The 18,399-nt window shown below is 62.2% G+C and carries 19 protein-coding genes; 11 read left to right on the plus strand and 8 right to left on the minus strand.

Annotated features, from left to right (window positions below; genetic code table 11):
- Positions 1 to 36: 36 nt before the first annotated feature.
- The gene (locus FEV53_RS11730; RefSeq protein ID WP_142834988.1) at positions 37 to 672 is read right to left on the minus strand and encodes a pyridoxamine 5'-phosphate oxidase family protein; all 636 of its coding nucleotides are present in this window, start codon (positions 670 to 672) and stop codon (positions 37 to 39) included.
- 78 nt (positions 673 to 750) lie between these two features.
- Here FEV53_RS11730 and pdxR point away from each other — a divergent pair, with 78 nt between their 5' ends.
- The 5 genes from pdxR to FEV53_RS11755 all read left to right on the plus strand — a co-directional run bounded on the left by pdxR (position 751) and on the right by FEV53_RS11755 (position 4,580).
- Entirely contained in the window at positions 751 to 2,178 is a 1,428-nt protein-coding gene (pdxR, locus tag FEV53_RS11735) for a MocR-like pyridoxine biosynthesis transcription factor PdxR (RefSeq protein WP_142834989.1), read from the plus strand.
- Between the two features lie 125 nt (positions 2,179 to 2,303).
- Positions 2,304 to 2,705 carry a DUF2852 domain-containing protein gene (locus tag FEV53_RS11740; protein ID WP_142834990.1) on the plus strand — a complete coding sequence of 134 codons (402 nt, stop codon included), beginning with the start codon at positions 2,304 to 2,306 and terminating at the stop codon, positions 2,703 to 2,705.
- A gap of 71 nt (positions 2,706 to 2,776) precedes the next feature.
- Positions 2,777 to 3,229 carry an RDD family protein gene (locus FEV53_RS11745; RefSeq protein WP_142834991.1) on the plus strand — a complete coding sequence of 151 codons (453 nt, stop codon included), beginning with the start codon at positions 2,777 to 2,779 and terminating at the stop codon, positions 3,227 to 3,229.
- A 94-nt stretch (positions 3,230 to 3,323) separates the two neighbouring features.
- Positions 3,324 to 4,151 (plus strand): arginyltransferase, encoded by an 828-nt coding sequence (locus FEV53_RS11750; RefSeq protein ID WP_142834992.1) that lies wholly within the window; start codon positions 3,324 to 3,326, stop codon positions 4,149 to 4,151.
- Positions 4,152 to 4,580 (plus strand): VOC family protein, encoded by a 429-nt coding sequence (locus FEV53_RS11755; protein WP_142834993.1) that lies wholly within the window; start codon positions 4,152 to 4,154, stop codon positions 4,578 to 4,580.
- On the opposite strand, the gene FEV53_RS11760 is transcribed toward FEV53_RS11755, so the two are convergent.
- From FEV53_RS11760 to FEV53_RS11775, 4 genes are all read right to left on the minus strand, one after another.
- Positions 4,542 to 6,896 carry a TRAP transporter large permease gene (locus FEV53_RS11760; RefSeq protein WP_142834994.1) on the minus strand — a complete coding sequence of 785 codons (2,355 nt, stop codon included), beginning with the start codon at positions 6,894 to 6,896 and terminating at the stop codon, positions 4,542 to 4,544. The genes FEV53_RS11755 and FEV53_RS11760 overlap by 39 nt on opposite strands.
- Before the next feature lie 15 nt (positions 6,897 to 6,911).
- Positions 6,912 to 7,796, minus strand: a complete 885-nt coding sequence (locus FEV53_RS11765; RefSeq protein ID WP_142834995.1) for a TRAP transporter small permease subunit — start codon at positions 7,794 to 7,796, stop codon at positions 6,912 to 6,914.
- An 84-nt stretch (positions 7,797 to 7,880) separates the two neighbouring features.
- Entirely contained in the window at positions 7,881 to 8,960 is a 1,080-nt protein-coding gene (locus FEV53_RS11770; protein ID WP_142834996.1) for a TRAP transporter substrate-binding protein, read from the minus strand.
- Positions 8,961 to 9,123: 163 nt separating this feature from the next.
- A complete protein-coding gene (locus tag FEV53_RS11775; RefSeq protein ID WP_142834997.1) occupies positions 9,124 to 10,206 on the minus strand; it encodes a TRAP transporter substrate-binding protein in 1,083 nt (360 codons plus the stop codon).
- Between the two features lie 395 nt (positions 10,207 to 10,601).
- Between FEV53_RS11775 and FEV53_RS11780 the strand changes: the two genes are divergently transcribed.
- The 5 genes from FEV53_RS11780 (at position 10,602) to FEV53_RS11795 (ending at position 14,289) form a co-directional block, all read left to right on the plus strand.
- A complete protein-coding gene (locus FEV53_RS11780; RefSeq protein ID WP_142834998.1) occupies positions 10,602 to 12,356 on the plus strand; it encodes an acetolactate synthase 3 large subunit in 1,755 nt (584 codons plus the stop codon).
- A complete protein-coding gene (locus FEV53_RS11785) occupies positions 12,356 to 12,916 on the plus strand; it encodes a hypothetical protein (protein WP_142834999.1) in 561 nt (186 codons plus the stop codon). Before FEV53_RS11780 ends, FEV53_RS11785 begins: the two co-directional genes overlap by 1 nt.
- Before the next feature lie 8 nt (positions 12,917 to 12,924).
- A complete protein-coding gene (gene ilvN / locus FEV53_RS11790) occupies positions 12,925 to 13,482 on the plus strand; it encodes an acetolactate synthase small subunit (RefSeq protein WP_142835000.1) in 558 nt (185 codons plus the stop codon).
- 189 nt (positions 13,483 to 13,671) lie between these two features.
- On the plus strand, positions 13,672 to 13,815 hold the full coding sequence (locus FEV53_RS20860) for a hypothetical protein (protein ID WP_185962178.1): 144 nt from the start codon (positions 13,672 to 13,674) through the stop codon (positions 13,813 to 13,815).
- A 45-nt stretch (positions 13,816 to 13,860) separates the two neighbouring features.
- Positions 13,861 to 14,289, plus strand: a complete 429-nt coding sequence (locus FEV53_RS11795) for a DUF4112 domain-containing protein (RefSeq protein WP_142835006.1) — start codon at positions 13,861 to 13,863, stop codon at positions 14,287 to 14,289.
- 252 nt (positions 14,290 to 14,541) lie between these two features.
- Here the strand turns inward: FEV53_RS11795 and FEV53_RS11800 are convergent, their stop codons facing one another.
- Both FEV53_RS11800 and dusA read right to left on the minus strand, forming a co-directional pair.
- Positions 14,542 to 16,320 (minus strand): SLC13 family permease, encoded by a 1,779-nt coding sequence (locus tag FEV53_RS11800; RefSeq protein ID WP_142835001.1) that lies wholly within the window; start codon positions 16,318 to 16,320, stop codon positions 14,542 to 14,544.
- 94 nt (positions 16,321 to 16,414) lie between these two features.
- Positions 16,415 to 17,404 (minus strand): tRNA dihydrouridine(20/20a) synthase DusA, encoded by a 990-nt coding sequence (gene dusA / locus FEV53_RS11805; RefSeq protein WP_142835002.1) that lies wholly within the window; start codon positions 17,402 to 17,404, stop codon positions 16,415 to 16,417.
- 386 nt (positions 17,405 to 17,790) lie between these two features.
- Here dusA and FEV53_RS11810 point away from each other — a divergent pair, with 386 nt between their 5' ends.
- Positions 17,791 to 18,144 (plus strand): hypothetical protein, encoded by a 354-nt coding sequence (locus tag FEV53_RS11810; RefSeq protein WP_246100798.1) that lies wholly within the window; start codon positions 17,791 to 17,793, stop codon positions 18,142 to 18,144.
- On the opposite strand, the gene FEV53_RS11815 is transcribed toward FEV53_RS11810, so the two are convergent.
- Positions 18,101 to 18,399 (minus strand): integrase core domain-containing protein (locus tag FEV53_RS11815; RefSeq protein ID WP_142834632.1); only part of this gene is annotated, 299 nt, incomplete at its 5' end. The two genes, FEV53_RS11810 and FEV53_RS11815, sit on opposite strands and share 44 nt — an antisense overlap.

The raw sequence follows: 18,399 nt of genomic DNA on the forward strand, positions 1-18,399 counted from the left end.
AGGTCAAGCGCCCTTTGCGCTCCTGCCCCGGCCCGCTCAGGCGAATTTGCGTCGCGCCGCCGCGAAAGAGGCGGGCTCTGCGACACCATCGGGCGTGTGGGCGTCCTGCACACCCTGCCCGAGCGCGGTGGTCACTGGCAGAACCCCACCCCACATCCCAAGCCCGTGATCGGCCTCGTCATCCACCGGTGGACCCGTCCGGATCTTGGCGCTGGCATGCTCTATAGCGACCGCACAGACACCCGTCGCTTTGCGCTCCTGCGCCGTCATGGGCCGGACCTCGGCGCTCCGTCCGGGCAGGAGATTATCGGTGATGGCGTCCAGCGCGGTATCCAGCTCAGGACCGTCCACCCGGCGCGCCGTGCCGTGGATCATCGCCGAGCGGTAATTCACCGAATGATGCATTCCCGAACGCGCCGCCACGATCCCGTCGAGGCGGGTCACCGTGATGCAGACCGGCACCGCGTCGAGCCGTGCGATCCGGGTCTTCGACGCGCCATGCAAGAGGATCTCATCGCCGATCCGCGCATAGGCCATGGGCATGACCATTGGGCGGTCGTCGATGATGAATCCCACATGGGCGACCAGACCGTGGTCGAGGATGGCGTGGATGGTCTCGATGTCGTAACGCGCTCTCATCCGATTGCGGGCGCGGGCGTAGCGGGGCGGCATGGCAGCTCCTAGTAAAATAGTTGACAGCCCCTCTTTACGCGCTCAACTGGTCTCAAAAGAGATCCAGTTACCTGCAATATGACCAAACCACTTTTACTCTCCCTCCTCTGCGCGCCCGACCCCGAGCGGCCGGATCCGCTCGCCGTGCAACTCTATCACGACCTGCTCGCCGCGATCCGCGATGGGCGGCTGGACGGGGGTGCCCGCCTGCCCTCCAGCCGCCGCGCGGCGGAGGAACTGGCTGTCTCGCGCAGTACGGTGAACACCGCCTATGATCTTTTGCGCGCGGAGGGCGTCGTGGCCATCCGTCAGGGCGCGGCGCCCGAGGTTCTGCCTGCGCAACAGCCGACTGCGCGTCCCGCGGTGACAGCCACGCGCACCGTCTCAGAGCGGGGTGCCAGACTGGCCGAGACACCGCGGCGGAGCGGCGGGTCGATGATGGCGCCGGGCCAGCCATCGGAGGCGGCCTTTCCCGCGGATGACTGGGCGCGGCAATTGCGCCGGGTCGCGCGGAGGGTACAGGGTCCGGCCTTTGCCTATGGCGAGACGGACGGGTTGCCCGCCCTGCGTTCCATTCTGGCCGAGCGGCTGGGCACAGACCGGGGTCTCAAGGTCGATCCCGACCAGATCCTCATCACTCCGGGCACTCAGGCGTCCCTCGCGCTGGTCTCCCACGTCATGGCAGATCCGGGTGATCTCGCAGCGCTGGAGGATCCCTGCCATCTGGGCGCCCGGATCGCCTTTGGCGGCGCGGGCCTGACGCCACATCCTGTCCCTGTCGACCGCCACGGGATCGACCCGCAAGAGGTCCCCGCCGCCGCACGGCTGCTGTATCTGACGCCTTCCAACCAATATCCCATGGGGGTGCGTCTGACGCGACCCCACCGGCTCGCATTGCTGGACTGGGCGGCGCGGAGCGGTGGAACCATCCTCGAAGACGATTATGACAGCGAATTTCACTGGCGGGGCAAAGAGATCGCCGCGCTGGCCTCCGAGGCGCGCGGCGACGAGGTGATCTATCTGGGCTCAGCCTCGAAAGCGCTGGCTCCGGGGCTGCGGCTGGGTTGGCTCGTTGGCCCTGCCTCGCTGATGGACCCGCTGCGCCGCGCCCAGCGTAATCTGGGGATGCTGGCCAATATCCACGCCCAAGGGGCGCTGGCCGAGATGATGCGCACCGGAGGTTACCGGGCGCAACTGGCTCGAATCGCCCGCATCTACGAGCCGAGGGGCCGCGCGCTCGCTGCGGCCCTCGCGGTCTTACCCGGCGTGGAGGCAGAGCCACCCGATGGGGGTGTTCAGGTCGCGGCCCGATTTGACGACACATGGTCCGAAGAAACAGCCATTACCGCGCTGCGGGAGGCGGGTTTTGGGCCGAACCCTCTGTCGAACCACTGTCAAGTGGTCCCTCTAAAGGGGCTCGTGGTCGGGTTTGCCGACGCAACGCCGGAGCGCATTGCCCAATTTATCCACATTCTCAAAGCTGTTAGAAACCTTCCAAACTATTGAAATCATGAACAAGTCAACGGTTATGTAAAATCTTTTTACATTACCTCTTGATGCGGCGACGTGACGTTCCCATTTTGGATGATGTGAAAGGAATTCACATTAACCGCCCATCAAGGAGCACAGATATGACTGATTTTGCCACGAATGCCCCGGTTGCGGCCGGAAACGTTCTCCGCCGAGCCGAAGACTGGCTGGATCAGCGCGGTCGCGGCGCCTGGATCGCGGCCATGGTGCTGGGCTTTATCTTCGTCTGGCCCGTCGGTTTGGCACTGCTGGCCTTCATGGTCTGGCAAAACAAATTTGCTGGCCGCAGCTGCCACGCCCAGACCCGGATTCGTACGCCCCGCAGCACCACCGGCAACGCGGCTTTTGACGCCTATCGCGCTGAAACCCTGCGCCGTCTCGAAGAGGAACAGGCCGCGTTCGAGGAGTTCATGCAGCGCCTGCGTGAGGCCCGCGACAAGGCCGAGTTCGACCAGTTCATGGAAGAGCGCCAGCCCCGCAAGGATATCGCCGTCGAGGTTTGACCCTGGCTTTTCCCTCCCTGCCCGCTCCGATACTCTCGGGGCGGGAGCTTCCCCTTCTGAGGCACAAGACGATGATGACCATGACACCCGGCCTGCCCGATCCCTTCGCTCATGCGGATCTCTACCGCGACACCACGACCAAGCGCGCCTTCGCCTGGGTCATTGACGTGATCTGCATCACCGCCCTGTCGCTCTTGCTGACACCGCTGACCCTGTTCACCTCGATCTTCTATTTCCCGCTCTTCTACATCTGCGTGGGCATGGCCTACCGGACCGCGTCTATCGCCCGACTGTCGGCCACACCGGGGATGCGGTTGATGTCGGTCGAACTGCGCAACAGCGACGGCGAACCGCTCGATTTTGGCGAAGCAGCGCTGCATACGGTCGGATACACCGCATCGGTGCTGGTCTTTCCGGCGCAGCTGATCTCCGGCGCCCTGATGATTGGCACGGCACGGGGACAGGGGCTCACGGACCTCGTTATGGGCAGTGCCGCCATCAACCGGACTTCAACCTGGCGCTGACCGTCCACCAAAATTCCCTCGCTGTTTAGACAAGCGAGGGTAGACAGATTGTCCTCGTCAGCTAGTCTGTCTGTGATACGAGAGACGTCTGAACATGCGCCACACCCTGCCCATAGCGCCGCAATTCTATGTGACTGCGCCGCAACCTTGCCCCTATCTCGCCAATCGGATCGAACGCAAACTGTTCACCGGTTTGCAGGGGGATCAGGCGAATCTGCTCAACAGCGCCCTGTCGAAGCAGGGATTCCGGCGCAGCCAGAACGTCCTCTATCGACCGTCCTGCGCTGATTGTTCCGCCTGCATGTCGGCGCGGATCCGGGTGGCGGATTTCCAGCCCTCCCGCACGCAACGTCGCACCCTGAACCGGAATATCGATCTGAAGCGGAACGCCAATCCGCCTTGGGCGACGGAAGACCAGTATGAGCTGTTCCGCCGCTATCTGGACAGCCGCCATTCCGAAGGCGGCATGACCGACATGGACATATTTGAGTTCGCGGCGATGATCGAGGAGACTCCGGTCAAAAGCCACGTTATCGAGTATAGCCGCCGGGACGGCGGAGAGAATGACCTGACTGCGGTCTGTCTGACGGATGTGCTGGATGACGGGGTGTCGCTGGTCTATTCCTTCTTCGACCCTGACCAGTCCCGCCGCTCCCTCGGCACATATGTCATTCTGGATCATATCGAGATCGCGCGGCAGATGGGCCGGCCCTATGTGTACCTCGGCTACTGGGTGCCCAGCTCCGCCAAGATGGCCTATAAAGCGAAGTTCTCGCCGCTGGAGATCTTTAAAGGCGGGCGTTGGCAGGACATCGGCGACCCGAACAGCCATGACAGCGCCATGCACCCGCTGTCGACCGAACCTGTTGCGGAACAGGTGGCCAAACTTACCCTCCCCGACATCATGGCGCCTTTCGACTAGATGCAAAGGCTTGGCTCGATCGCGTTGATCGTCCCCGGTTACGACGAGGCCATCGCATTCTTTGTCAACACGCTTGGGTTTCAACTGCTCGAAGACATCGACCAGGGCCGAAAGCGCTGGGTCCGCGTTCGCCCCCCTTCCGGCGGCGCGGCGCTGGTGTTGGAACGCGCGGAAAGCCCGGACCAGATGGACCTGATCGGCCGGCAGTTCGCCGGGCGGGTTGGCTTGTTTCTGGAAACGGATCAGTTCCTGCGAGACTATGAGGCGATGCGTTCTGCCGGCATTACCTTTGAAGAAGAACCGCGTACGGAACCCTATGGCAGGGTCGCCGTCTGGCGGGACCCGTGGAGCAACCGGTGGGACCTGTTGGAACCCACCGGTTCAGCCGCGTCAGTTCGGGAACAGATCCGGCACAATGGTGACGATTGAGGGGAAGGCCCAGAGGATCGCCAGCCCCACCACCTGAATGAGCACGAAGGGCAGCACCCCGCGATAGATATGCCCCGTGGTGACGGAGGCCGGAGCGACGCCGCGCAAATAGAACAGCGCAAAGCCGAAAGGCGGCGTCAGGAAGGACGTCTGCAGGTTCACCGCGATCATGATCGTCACCCATTTCGGGTCCATCGTGCCACCATAGATCACCGGGCCGACGATGGGCACGACGATGTAAATAATCTCCAGAAAATCCAGCACGAAGCCGAGGAAGAACAGCACCACCATCACGATCAGGAAAACCACCAGCTCGTTGTCAAAGCTGCGCAGGAAGGACTGGATGTAGTGTTCTCCGCCGAAAGAAATCACCACAAGGTTCAGGAGCTGCGAACCGATGAGGATGGTGAAGACCATGCTGGTGACCTTCGCCGTTTCGCGGATCACAGGGGTCAGCACGCCACCCAGCCAGAGCACCACGCAGGAGTAGAGCAGACCGAATATGGCAAAGAGATAGCAGGCCTGCGCCACCAGATAGGCCAGCCACTGCTCGGTCTTGACGCCTTCGACGGTGACGCGCAGATCGAAATTCACCCCGATGAGGATCATCACGACAATGGCCAGCGCGGTCGCGATGATCACACGTCCGGACTTGCCCTCATCCTTGAGGCGGCGGAAAGCCGCGAGCATGATCGCGCCGCCCGCCCCCAATGCCGCGGCCGGCGTCGGGTTCGTGATGCCTCCGAGGATCGAACCCAGCACTGCCACGATCAGGACCAGCGGCGGGAAGACCACGCGGATCAGGTCATTGCGCGCCAGCCGCGCCGACGCCGCTGTCAGGCCCCAGAGCATCAGCACCGTCGGAATCGCGAGGATCAGCGTGACCCCTCCGGGTGAGGTGTTGGGCGTGATGAACAGGATGTCGGACAGCAGGGCCAGCACGATGCCAAGCCCGCCGATGGCCAGCGGGCGGAAGCTGTCAAACGGAGCGACACCGCGAGCGACCGACAGCACCAGCGCCACCATCAGGACGAAGATCCCGATGCCGGTGCCGATGGGGGCTGCGTCATCGATGGCCTTCGCCTGCTTGGCGGCGAGTTCGTCCTCGGTCAGCTCGACGGAGTCGCTGAGGCCGCCGGCTGCGGTGATCGCCTCCTGCTCGGCCACGGCCTGATCCCAAGCCGATTGGCCGTGCAGCTCGATCATCGCCGCCTGACACTGCTCACCCACATTGGTGCGCAGAGACGCTGCTTCGCCGCGCTCCGAGTAGGACGAGACTGTCACGTTCTGGGATCCCATCAGACCGACAGAGCCAGCGAGGAACATGGCCGCGATCAGCGCGGTGGGCACGCCAAGATACCATGTGAAGGCTTCGCTGCGGGTGACATATTCGCCCGTGCCACCCTCGACAGTGACCGGCGGGGCTTTCTCAGGATTAAAGAGCGCGTAACCAAAGGCGTAGAGGCCGTAGAGCAACGCAAGGAAGATCCCCGGCAACAGCGCCGCCTGGAACAGCGTCCCCACCGAGACCACGGCTGCCTTCCCCAGATAGGTCAGCGCATCGGGGCACCCCACGGAAATGGCTCGGGTTTCCTGCGCGGTCGAATAGAGATCCCCCGCCAGCGTGCCCAACAGCACGATGACGATGGAGGGCGGAATGATCTGGCCCAATGTGCCTGAGGCCGCGATGACCCCGGTAGCCAGTTCCGGCGAGTAATTGTTGCGCAGCATGGTTGGCAGAGACAGGAGGCCCATGGTCACAACAGTCGCGCCGACGATTCCCGTGGAGGCCGCGAGGAAAGCGCCGACGACCACGACCGACACGGCAAGCCCCCCCGGCAGCGGACCAAAGACCCGCGCCATGGTGGTCAACAGATCATTGGCGATGCGGGAGCGCTCCAGCGTGATGCCCATCAGCACGAACATGAGAACGGCCAGCAGCGTCTCGATGGACTGACCCGCCAGCACGCGCTCGTTGATGCGGTTCACGATGAAGGACAGGTTCCGGTCCACCGCCATCTGCCAGCCACCCTGAAAGAGCGGCTCGGCCACGAGCGGCAATTCCGGGTAGCGGAATTTCGAAATGTTGATTGCCTGCTCGCCACTGGCCACCAGCGCGCGGTAGGCGTCCGAGCCCGGGTCCACCGCCTGATGGATCAGGAGCCCGGCGCTGTCGAGTGCCGCGATAATACCGAACGACACCAGAGCCGCGCCACCAATGGCAAAGGCCACCGGAAAGCCCGAGAGGATCCCGCCAAACAGGCAGAGAAATACAATGATGAGACCGATTTCGACCCCGTCGAGACCAAAGAGCATGCCTGTCGTTCCCTCTTAATGTCCGCCTTCGACGGCGCCCTCATCGAGCGCATCGCGGTCTTTATATCTGTTCTCGGACTCTTCGCCTTCGCTGCGCTCCAGAAGCGCGCGGTAGAACACCGCGATGGCTTGCAGGAACACCATCCCCGCAAACGCCACCAGCAGCACCTTGAACAGGAAATACGCGTTGAAGCCATTGGGCGAAAAGCCAATCGTCTCTACGTTCCAGCGCAGGATCGAGGCCTTGCGCAGCATCAGCTCCAGCTTGTCCGAGGCAGAGACCTTGGGCGTCACCAGATGGCGCCACATGAAGTACCAGGCGTACATCCAGATCACCGTCGCCATCGGGATCATAAAAAACAGGGCGCCCAGCATGTCGATCAGCCGTTTGGTGCGAAAGGAGGCGGGCGCGTAGAGCAGATCGACGCGCACATGGCCGGACTGCACGAATGTGTAGGCACAGCACAGGGCAACGATGGCGGCGTTGTAGAGCTTCAGCTCTTCGGACCACCATGAGATGTCGAAGCTGACCACGGAGCCGATCCCAAGCCCGATCTCGGAGGCCGCAAAGATCCGCTGGGAAAATACGATGATGATCTGTTGCAGCACCATCAGCAATCCGGCCCACGCGATGATCCGCCCGACCAGATTGGCAAAGCCTTCGAGCCCGATGACCGCGCCCCACAGAAGCTGTCTCTGCCACAGGCCGACCGCTGTAAAAACGATCAGGAAGACCATAACAACAAAGAAAAATTCAACCGAGCCGCCATAGTAGATAAAGCGGACTAGGCTTTCCTTGTTCGACCAGTCCAGCCATGTGTTGAAATGGGTGATCGCGTAGCCGAAATTCCAGACCGCGAGGGCGATATTCTGTATCACCCAGACAATAAAGTCGAACACATGGCCTCCCTGCCCGTCATTGGTGACGGGTCTTTTTATGCTGTTCCCCAACCGGGTTGATTGGGGAACAGATCTGGCGCGAGGTCAACCCAGAACACGGTTCCGCTGTGAGAGATAGGCGCGCTCGGAACGGGAAATCCAGTCCGCCGTGGTTTTCATGGAGTCCGTCATGGAGGTGCGGATCTCGGCAAAGAGTGGATCATCCATGTACCCGTCGAGCGTTTCCATGGACGCTTTGGCGAACGCGTCCCAGACATCGTCGGAGAATTCCATCAATTGCGTGCCGCCCGCCTGCAAGCGGGCCAGCGCGGCGGCATTGTTGGCGTCAAACAGAGCCAGCCCCCACCCGTTCGCCGCCTGACACACCGTCTCGACCAATTGTTTCTGAGACGTGGTGAGGCTGTCATAGACCTCCCGGTTGAACGCCACCGACGCACCCGGTCCCGGCTCGTGAAAGCTCGCCACGTAGTAATACGGCGCGGCCTCCTGGAAACCGGCCTTCTCATCCGCCCAGGGACCAATCCACTCGGTCCCGTCGATGGCGCCGGACGAGAGTGCCTGATAGACTTCGGAGCCGGGGATCACCTGCACGGAGGCGCCGAGCTTGCCCAGCGCCTGACCGCCGAGCCCTGACATGCGGAAACGCAGCCCCTGAAAATCCTCCGGGCCCTCGATGGGCTTGCGGAACCATCCCCCGGTCTGCGCGCCGGTATTGGCCGCGAGGAAGGATTTCAGCCCAAAGATCTCCCCCAGCTTATCATGCAGCGCCTGCCCCTCGCCCTGATAGTACCAGGTGGTAAGCTCCTGCGCGGTCATGCCAAAGGGCACGGTGGTAAAGAACGCATAGGCCGGGTGCTGACCAACGAAGTAATAGTCGGCGGCGTGATACATATCTGCCTGTCCCGAGGTGACGGCATCGAACACCTCGAATGGCCCGACCAGCTCGCCCGCAGCTTTCAGATCCATCGTCAGCTGACCGTCGGTCAGCGCCGTGATGCGGTCAGCGACGAACTGCGCCCCGTCATGGACGCCGGCAAATCCGCGCGGCCAGGTGGTCACCATGGTCAGGGTACGTTTGCCCTGCGCATAGGCCGGAGCCGCCAGGGTCGAGGCCGCAAGCGATCCGCCCAACGCGGTCCTGGTCATGAATGTACGGCGATCCATCATCTCTCTCCTCTGCACCAACATGCGTGCTTTCGATAAACAATGGGGAGAGCGTATCGGCGGATGTGCGGTGCGAGAAACCTTCGTCGCGTGAGACGTTACGGAATTTCGGCTTTGACGTGAGGGCACCCCGGCGAATGCGCCGGGGATGCCACATGTTTTTTTAACCGAGGACGCGGTCGCGCTGCGCCCGGTACGTCCCCTCGGAGCGCTGGATCCAGCCCGAAGACTTCTTCATCGACTCCATGGCAGAGTTGCGAATATCCGCATAGAGCGGGTCATCCATATAGCCGTCGAGGGTCTCCGCAGAGGCCTGACCGAAGGCTTCCCAGACGCTGTCGGGGAATTCCTTGATCTGCACGCCACCCGCCTGCAGGCGCTGAAGGGCGGCACCGTTATTGCTCAGGAACTGAGCGAGGTTCCACTGGTGGCCTTCAAGGCAGGCCGACTTGATGATCGCCTGCTGGGCCGGTGTCAGGCTGTCAAACACCTCCCGGTTCGTCGCCACCGACAGACCCGCGCCCGGCTCATGGAAGCCAGCGGTGTAATAGGTCTTGGTGATTTCCTGGAAGCCGGCCTTTTCATCCGCCCAGGGTCCGATCCACTCGGTCCCGTCGATCGCACCGGAGGACAGAGCCTGATACACTTCGGCGCCGGGGATGTTTTGCACCGACGCGCCAAGCTTGCCCAGAGCCTCACCGCCCAGACCCGGCATCCGGAAGCGCAGGCCGTTGAAATCATCGGGGCCATTGATCTCGTTGCGGAACCAGCCACCCGCCTGCGCGCCCGTGTTGCCGCCGAGGAAGGATTTCAGTCCAAAAATCTCGCCCAGCTGGTCATGGAGGTCCATGCCGCCGTCGAAATAGTACCAGTTCACCAGCTCCTGCGCGGTCATGCCAAAGGGCACCGCGGTAAAGAACGCGTAGCCCGGGTGCTGACCGACGAAATAATAGTCAGCGCCGTGATACATGTCCGCCTGACCGGAGGTCACCGCATCGAACACCTCGAACGCACCGACCAGCTCGCCCGCAGCCTTCAGATCCACGGTCAGCATACCGTCCGACATGGCGGTGATCTGATCTGCGACGTACTGGGCCGAGTCGTGCACACCGGCCAGACCCCGGCCCCACGTGGTCACCATGGTCAGGGTGCGCTTGCCCTGCGCATAAGCAGGCGCCGCCAGCGTAGAGGCCGCAGCGGCAGACCCGCCCAGAGCAGAGGTGCGAAGAAAGGAACGACGATCCATATAATTTCTCTCCTGTTGTGCCACGCATCTGATGTACGCGATCGCTGTAGGTAGCCCGACCGTAACGCGCCCCCTTCGGAGATCAATCCCCTAATCCGCCGCGTCAGCCCGGTCCGGCAGAGAGCCCCTGGCCCCGGCGTCATGACTGTCGGGGGAGCGTTTGCGCAACAAATGATCCGAGACGCCGATTGTCGCACATTATTCCGTCCGGAGCGGTTGACGCTGCCGCGCGGCATCAGTAAACACGACCCACGAAACCGGAGGCGGCCATGTCCAGCATTCTCGTAGTAGCAGGTAACAGGCGCCGGGGCTAAACAGCCCCGAACGGATCGTGACGCGCCCCCGACTTGAACCTCGGGGGTTTTTTATTGGGCAAATCAGACGGAGTAGAAAAGATGACACAGCCCAGGACCGGTGCCCAGATGATCGTTCAGGCTCTGAAGGATCAGGGCGTGGACGTCGTATTCGGCTATCCCGGCGGCGCTGTGCTTCCGATTTACGACGAGATTTTTCTCCAGAACGAGATCCGCCACATCCTCGTCCGCCACGAGCAGGCCGCCGTTCACGCTGCCGAGGGCTATGCCCGCTCCACCGGCAAGGTCGGCGTGGCGCTGGTGACCTCGGGGCCCGGCGCGACCAATGCTGTCACCGGCCTGACCGACGCGCTGATGGATTCGATCCCGATCGTCGTTCTGTCGGGGCAGGTCCCGACCTTCATGATCGGCAATGACGCCTTTCAGGAGGCAGACACGGTTGGCATCACCCGACCCTGCACCAAGCATAACTGGCTGGTGAAAGACACGGCGAGCCTGTCCTCGACGATCCACGAGGCCTTCCACGTGGCGCGCTCGGGCCGGCCGGGCCCCGTTCTGGTGGACATTCCCAAGGACGTTCAGTTTGCCTCTGGCAGCTACACGCCCAAGCAAAAGGCCCGCACCAGCCATTACCAGCCGAAGCTCAAGGGCGACACGGCGATGATTGAGCAGCTTGCCGATGCCATCGCCACTGCCAAGCGCCCGATCTTCTACACCGGTGGTGGCGTGATCAACTCCGGTCCGGCCGCGAGCCAGCTCCTGCGCGAACTGGTCGAACAGACCGGCTTCCCGATCACCTCGACCCTGATGGGTCTGGGCGCCTACCCAGCCTCGGGCAAGAACTGGCTGGGGATGCTGGGCATGCACGGTCTCTACGAGGCCAACCTCGCCATGCATGGCTGCGACCTGATGATCAATGTGGGCGCGCGCTTCGATGACCGGATCACGGGGCGGGTTCAGGACTTCTCGCCGAAATCGAAGAAGGCGCATATCGACATCGATCCCTCTTCGATCAATAAGGTCATCCACGTGGACATGCCGATCATCGGCGACGTCGCCCATGTGCTGGAGGACCTGCTACGGATCTGGAAGTCCAAGGGCCGCAAGACCAACGCCGAGGCGGTGGCCAAGTGGTGGGATCAGATCAACGAGTGGAAGAAGGTCGATTGCCTGCAATACAGCAACTCCGAGACCACCATCAAACCGCAATACGCTCTGGAGCGGCTGGAGGCCCTGACAAAGGGACGCGACCGCTACATCACCACCGAAGTGGGCCAGCACCAGATGTGGGCCGCCCAGTATCTGGGTTTTGACGAACCCCATCGCTGGATGACCTCCGGCGGCCTCGGCACCATGGGCTACGGCCAACCCGCCGCCATGGGGGTCCAGATCGCCCATAAAGACAGTCTGGTGATCAACATCGCCGGCGAGGCCTCGTGGCTGATGAACATGCAGGAGATGGGCACCATGGTGCAGTATCACCTGCCGGTGAAGCAGTTCATCCTCAATAACGAGCGTCTGGGCATGGTCCGCCAGTGGCAGGAACTCCTGCATGGCGAGCGCTATTCCCAGAGCTGGTCCGAGGCCCTGCCCGATTTCGTCAAACTGGCCGAAGCCTTCGGCGCCAAGGGCATCCAATGCAGCGATCCCAAGGATCTCGATGACGCGATCATGGAGATGCTGGACTATGACGGGCCGGTAATCTTCGACTGTCTGGTGGAAAAGCACGAGAACTGCCTGCCGATGATCCCGTCGGGCGAGCCCCATAACAAGATGCTCCTGCCCAACAGCTCCACCAAAGACGCCATCGCGGCGCCGGGTGCGGTGCTGGTGTGATGTGCCGGAGCCTCGCCGATCTGTCGGGCAATGTGTCTCGGCGTTTGCGCATCGCAGCTGTTCTGGTCCTCGGAGTCGGAACGGGTGCGGCCTGCAACGTCGAGCAGACACAACCCGAGTATCAGACCCGGCGCGAAACAGCGGGCATTCGCCAGCTCTTTGCCGGCAACACGATGATCACCTACAATCCCCAGCACGGAACGCAGGTTGAATACCATCGCGCCGACTACCGGAGCTTTCTGTGGTATCCGGGAAATACGCGCCCCGTTCCTGCCGATTGGAAGACCTATCCCGGCGACCGTGAAAATCCGGAAATCTGTTGGAAATACCCCGTGTCTTCTGTGAACCCGGTGACCAGGCAGCGCGGCAACTGGCAGTGCACCGATCTGGGGCGATATGCCTACCGTCTTGTACAGATCATTGAGGGAGATCCCTTCAGTCTGGCCAGCGGGGCTGTGCCATTTCAATTGCAGACTGGACGCTACACCGCAGAAGACCTCATGGCCCGTGCCGGGCGCCGGGCCTCTGATCTTACCATTCTCTATCCGTTTCCGGAGTGACTTGACCCATGTCCCCCCTCAAAATCAAAAAAGGCTCCTCCCGCCATTCCGCCTATGACCTCCGCGACCCGAATGCGGATGTGATCGAGCGGCATACACTGGCAGTGATCGTGGATAACGAGGCCGGTGTACTGGCCCGGGTGATCGGACTGTTCTCGGGGCGGGGCTATAATATCGAGAGCCTGACCGTCGCAGAGATCGACCATCTGGGGCACACCTCGCGGATCACCATCGTCACCACCGGCACACCTGCGGTGATCGAGCAGATCAAGGCGCAGCTTGGTCGCATCGTGCCGGTGCACGAGGTTCATGACCTCACGGTCGAGGGCGCTTGTGTTGAGCGGGAACTGGCGCTGTTCAAGGTCGCGGGCGAAGGTGACAAACGTGTCGAGGCCCTGCGTCTCGCCGACGTGTTCCGCGCCAATGTGGTCGATTCGACCCTCACGAGCTTTACTTTCGAGATCACCGGTAGCCCCGAGAAAATTGACGCTTTTGCGGAATTGATGCGCCCCCTTGGTCTCGCAGAGATGGCGCGCACGGGTGTTGCGGCTCTGGCTCGCGGCTAAAAAAGGCTTTCGGGCGTGGTTTTCCGCGCCCGCGCGCCCTCCGACCGGCGAAAATTGGCCGGTCCCTGAGGTTCAAACGTCACATTTCCGCCGATCTGGCGTTGCAGCGCAAAATTTGACTGGAACTCTCCTACGTTTGGGTATGTTGGCCTTGCGAACGTAATCTTCGCAACAAAAAAGACCGAATCCATGCCCACGCGCGAAACTGCCCCCGCCTCCGAAAACGACCGTCCGCAAACGCCCTACCGCGCCGAGAAGGTCGACAGCACGGGCGCGCATCGCCCCACAGCCCCCTCCGAGCCTGTCCGGTTCGACGACTGGGCAGCAATCTGATCAGATCCCATGGAACCGCGCCCCCCCGGCGCGGTTTTCTCTTTCATGTTGCATCCAGACACCCAACGCCGGCTCGACCGGCTGCACAGGATCTCGCGTCACATGGACCGCGCTTTCCGCATCCCGGGCACCGGCTTCCGGTTGGGCTGGGATTCAATCCTCGGCATCATTCCGGGTGTCGGTGACCTGATCACCACCCTGCCCGCCGCCTACATCCTCTATGAGAGCCACCGTCTCGGCGCGCCGAAATCGGTCCTTGCCCGGCAAGGTGTAAACATCGCAATCGACACGCTGGTCGGCAGCATCCCGGTGCTGGGAGATCTGTTCGACGCGGGTCACAAGGCCAACAGCAAGAACGTGGACCTTCTGCGCGCTCATCTCCACGAGACGGGCCGCCGCGAGGTCATCAGCGCCGAGGACCGTAGGACAGAGACGCCTCAGGCGCCGCGATCTGCACCCACGGATCGCTCGTAACTGGCGCCAGCGGCAACCTCGGCGCCGTCGTCGGGCGCAGGACCGAGACCGGCCACACATGCGGGCATCCCCGAAAGGTGCTTTGCCAGGGACCGCTGCGTGCCTCCCGCACGGCGGTGCAGAGCGACCCATCGCTCATCCGGGCCGTCACTGTATCCCGATAGAGCACCACTTCGGCCGGCCGCGTCGGGCCGAGGGTCGCGACGGGGCCGGCGCAGGCAGCCAACAGGCCCAGGAGCATAAGGCAGCGCATCACAGAGGCCAAATCATCGGGATGGCGAGGCTCGCCGTACAGGCCAGAAGCAAGTTCATGGGCACCCCCACTTTGAGATAATCGGTGAACCGGTACCCTCCCGGCCCGAAGACCAGCATGTTGGTCTGATAACCGATGGGGGTCGAAAAGGCCGAGGACGAAGCAAACATAACCGCCACAACGAGCGCTCTTGGATCGTATCCCAGCGTCTGGCCGATCCCGATCGCGATGGGGGTGAGGATCACGCCAACCGCGTTGTTCGATACCATTTCTGTCAGGACGGAAGCCATCAGGTAAATCACCAGAACGAGCCCAAAGGGAGGCAGCGACATGAGATGCGGAGCGAGCGCATTGGCCAGCAGGTCCACCGCACCAGACTGTTGCAACCCCGCACCCACAGCCAGCATGGCAAAGATCAGGGCGAGCAGACGACCTTCGATAAAGGAAAACGCCTCATCCGCGTCAATGCAGCGGGTCAGGAAGACCACCGCAACAGCGATCACCGCCAGCGCAAAGATCGGGGCGACCCCAAGCGCCGACAGGATTACAACGCCGGCCAGCGCACCAATGGCAATCGGTGCTTTCTCCCGGCGATAGGCTTGCGCCCGTGGCTGGGAGATATCGACCATATCCATGTCGATGGCCAGGCGCTCGATATCGGCGCTATTGCCTTCTAGGAGCAGCGTGTCGCCGACACGAACCACCACATCGTCGAGCTGGCGTCCGATATTCTGGTTCCGCCGGTGGACGGCCAGCGGGTAGACACCGTAGCGGCGTCTGAGACGCATCGCCCCGAGCGAGCGGCCGATCATCCGACAGCCCGGCGAGATCAGCACTTCGACGGTCTGGGTCCGCACGGAGGACAGCTGGTCAACGCTGCGCAGGTTGCGGTTCTGCTTGAGGCTCAGCAGCTCCGCCATCTCGGTGCGCAGCACCACCCGGTCGCCCACCTCCAGCACGACGGATTTCATATCGCGACGCAACGAGGCATCGCCCCGGAGCACGTCGATCACCCGCCCGCCGCCGGTTCGGAAAATGTCCACGTCGAGCACACTCTCGCCCACCAACGAAGAACCCTCTGGGATCGCGACCTCGGTGAAGTACTTCATCTTGCGCCGGTCGCCGATCATCCCGGCCAGCGAGGTCCGGTTCGGAAGCAACCGTCGCCCGATTAGCGCCATATAGGCGCCTCCCGCGATGATCTGTATGACGCCCAAAGGGGCGATCTCGAAGATGCCAAACGGCGCCATGCCCTGGGACCGCGCAACCCCGTCCACAAGCAGGTTCGTGGAGGTACCAATCAGCGTCAGCGTGCCCCCGACAATCGCGGCATAGGACAACGGAATGAGCACCTTTGACGGCGGCACACCGAGCCGTGCGGCCAGCTGCACAAAGACCGGGATCATCACCACCACAACCGGAGTATTGTTCATCACCGCTGATCCCAGAGCGACGGCCACGAGCGCCACCACCAGCGTGACCACGGGGCGGGTCTCGGCCTTGGAATCCGCAACCTCCGTGAGCCATTGCAACCCTCCCGTGCGCACCAGCGCCCCCATCAGCAGGAACATGGCCGCGATGGTCCAGGGCGCAGGATTGGACAACATGGTCAGCGCCGTCTCGTATGGCAGGATACCGGTCACAAACATCAATGCCGCCCCGGCAATGGCGACCACTTCTGTGGGATAGCTTTCGCGCATGAACAGGATGAACATGCCGATCACGATGGCAAAGCTCATCACGGCAGCGGTCATGGGGTCCAGGGCAATCTCGATCATGATGGGGGCTTGGGTCCTGAACGCTCAGTGAGCAACGTCAATACTTCTGACCATAACCGGTGAATTCGCCACTGCAACTCTTCCGAGCACGAAATCAGGCCGCCCTCTCCGTTACATGGGCAAGCGCATCCCGAATAACAGTCGCAGGGGCCGTGTGGTCAGCGGCCGCTTCGGACAAATGCCGACGCCATGCCCGTGCACCCGGCAGACCGGCAAACAGTCCCAGCATATGCCGCGTCACCTGATGCAGTCGCCCGCCTGCCGCAATGTGCGCCTCTGCGTAAGGGATCATTGACAGAGTCACCTCGGCCCGGCTCGGCGCCGCGCGTGTGTCGCCAAAAATGCGCTGATCCGCGCCGAGCAGAATCGCGGCGGGGTCATGGTAGGCGGCACGCCCGACCATGACCCCATCAAGCCCAGCCCCTAATTGCGCCTCGATCATATCAAGATCTGTGATCCCCCCATTGATCGAGATGTGAAGCTCCGGGAACGCGGCCTTCATCTCGTGGACAAGCGGATAGTCCAGCGGAGGAATGTCGCGGTTTTCTTTCGGGGACAGCCCCTTGAGCCACGCCTTGCGCGCATGGATTGTCACGCGCCGGCCCCCTGCTTCCCGGATCTTATCCAGAAAGGCGGGCAGCACGTCACGGGGTTCCTGATCGTCCACACCGATCCGGCATTTTACCGTGACCTCACAGGGTTGCGCGGCGATCATCGCGGCGCAGCACTCCGCGACCAGCTCCGGTGATTTCATCAGCACCGCACCAAAAGTCCCGGACTGCACCCGATCCGACGGACAGCCACAGTTCAGGTTGATCTCGTCATAGCCTTCTTCCGCGCCCATCCGGGCAGCCTCCGCCAACTCCGCCGGGTCGGACCCTCCAAGTTGTAAAGCCACCGGGTGTTCCTCAGCCGAAAATGCCAACAGATGCCGCGCCCCACCCCTTACAAGCGCCGGAGCGGTGACCATCTCCGTGTAAAGAAGCGCGTGGCTCGAAAGCCGCCGATGGAACACCCGACAATGCCGATCAGTCCAATCCATCATCGGGGCCACAGACAATTTAGCGTGTTGATCTATTTCCATTTTTGTATCTTCAAAATGTTGACGACGGATGCTGATACGCTCGAGTACGCCCCAACATCCCCGAATTTGCCCCTCCACAACGGCCCATTGCACACACTGCGCACACGCGAATAGCCTCCATCACGAGGCTCCCCTCCGGTGCCTACCGGGTCCAGATCAGACGAAAGGGCCGCTACGCGAAAGATACGTTCCTCCGCGCGACAACGCCCTCGTTGGACCCGCATGGCGGAGACCCGGGTCATCAGGGGCTGGCGCCGAACAAGTCAATCGTTTCCCACCTCCAGACCTTTGGTGACCTCATCGACCGTCATATAACCGATATGTGCGAGGTAGGGAAACCGCCGCGTCGCAGCAAGGCCGCCACGCTCACGATGCTTGAGCGCGATATGAGCAAGGAGAAGATCGGGCACCTCGACCGGCAAAAGCTGATCGACTACGGCAAGATGCGCGCCGAGCAAGGCGCGGGACCGGTAACTCTCGGGATCGATATCGGCGTGATCATGATGGTCATCACCCATGCGGCGGCCGTGCACGGGCTCGATATCTCTCCAGAACCCGTCGATCTGGCGCGCGTCGCGCTCAAGCGTCTCGGTCTGATCGGCAAAGGCACAGAGCGGGATCGACGCCCCACCACGGACGAGTTGAACCGCCTCTTCCGCTGCTTCGATGACAACGAACGCCTCACGCTGCCAATGACTAGGTGTTCAGTCCCGGCATTTGGTGGATCGGATTTAGGATGAATCGATCTGGCTCTGAAGTCCAGATCTTGCAGATGTATTCGTAAGGCGTCAGCCCGCTGAGGGTCTTGAGCCTGCGGGCGAAGTTGTAGGCTGCCATGAAGTCGGCAAGGTGTGTTCGCAACTGGTCGTGATTTTCGTAGTGGAAGCGTTTGACCGTCGCCTCCTTGATGGTGCGGTTCATTCGTTCGACCTGGCCATTGGTCCACGGATGGTTCGGCTTAGTGAGCCGATGTTCGATCTCATTTGCCTCACAGA

This window comes from Palleronia caenipelagi, from assembly GCF_007004065.1.
Lineage (GTDB): Bacteria > Pseudomonadota > Alphaproteobacteria > Rhodobacterales > Rhodobacteraceae > Palleronia > Palleronia caenipelagi.

Coding starts and splice junctions, on each gene's coding strand:
- FEV53_RS11795 (WP_142835006.1), top strand. CDS start 13,861: ATGTTGCATCCAGACACCCAACGCCGGCTCGACCGGCTGCACAGGATC.
- ilvN (WP_142835000.1), top strand. CDS start 12,925: ATGTCCCCCCTCAAAATCAAAAAAGGCTCCTCCCGCCATTCCGCCTAT.
- dusA (WP_142835002.1), bottom strand. CDS start 17,404: ATGGAAATAGATCAACACGCTAAATTGTCTGTGGCCCCGATGATGGAT.
- FEV53_RS11755 (WP_142834993.1), top strand. CDS start 4,152: ATGCAAAGGCTTGGCTCGATCGCGTTGATCGTCCCCGGTTACGACGAG.
- FEV53_RS11775 (WP_142834997.1), bottom strand. CDS start 10,206: ATGGATCGTCGTTCCTTTCTTCGCACCTCTGCTCTGGGCGGGTCTGCC.
- FEV53_RS11780 (WP_142834998.1), top strand. CDS start 10,602: ATGACACAGCCCAGGACCGGTGCCCAGATGATCGTTCAGGCTCTGAAG.
- FEV53_RS11770 (WP_142834996.1), bottom strand. CDS start 8,960: ATGGATCGCCGTACATTCATGACCAGGACCGCGTTGGGCGGATCGCTT.
- FEV53_RS11760 (WP_142834994.1), bottom strand. CDS start 6,896: ATGCTCTTTGGTCTCGACGGGGTCGAAATCGGTCTCATCATTGTATTT.
- pdxR (WP_142834989.1), top strand. CDS start 751: ATGACCAAACCACTTTTACTCTCCCTCCTCTGCGCGCCCGACCCCGAG.
- FEV53_RS11810 (WP_246100798.1), top strand. CDS start 17,791: ATGAGCAAGGAGAAGATCGGGCACCTCGACCGGCAAAAGCTGATCGAC.
- FEV53_RS11750 (WP_142834992.1), top strand. CDS start 3,324: ATGCGCCACACCCTGCCCATAGCGCCGCAATTCTATGTGACTGCGCCG.
- FEV53_RS11785 (WP_142834999.1), top strand. CDS start 12,356: ATGTGCCGGAGCCTCGCCGATCTGTCGGGCAATGTGTCTCGGCGTTTG.
- FEV53_RS20860 (WP_185962178.1), top strand. CDS start 13,672: ATGCCCACGCGCGAAACTGCCCCCGCCTCCGAAAACGACCGTCCGCAA.
- FEV53_RS11730 (WP_142834988.1), bottom strand. CDS start 672: ATGCCGCCCCGCTACGCCCGCGCCCGCAATCGGATGAGAGCGCGTTAC.
- FEV53_RS11800 (WP_142835001.1), bottom strand. CDS start 16,320: ATGATCGAGATTGCCCTGGACCCCATGACCGCTGCCGTGATGAGCTTT.
- FEV53_RS11740 (WP_142834990.1), top strand. CDS start 2,304: ATGACTGATTTTGCCACGAATGCCCCGGTTGCGGCCGGAAACGTTCTC.
- FEV53_RS11745 (WP_142834991.1), top strand. CDS start 2,777: ATGATGACCATGACACCCGGCCTGCCCGATCCCTTCGCTCATGCGGAT.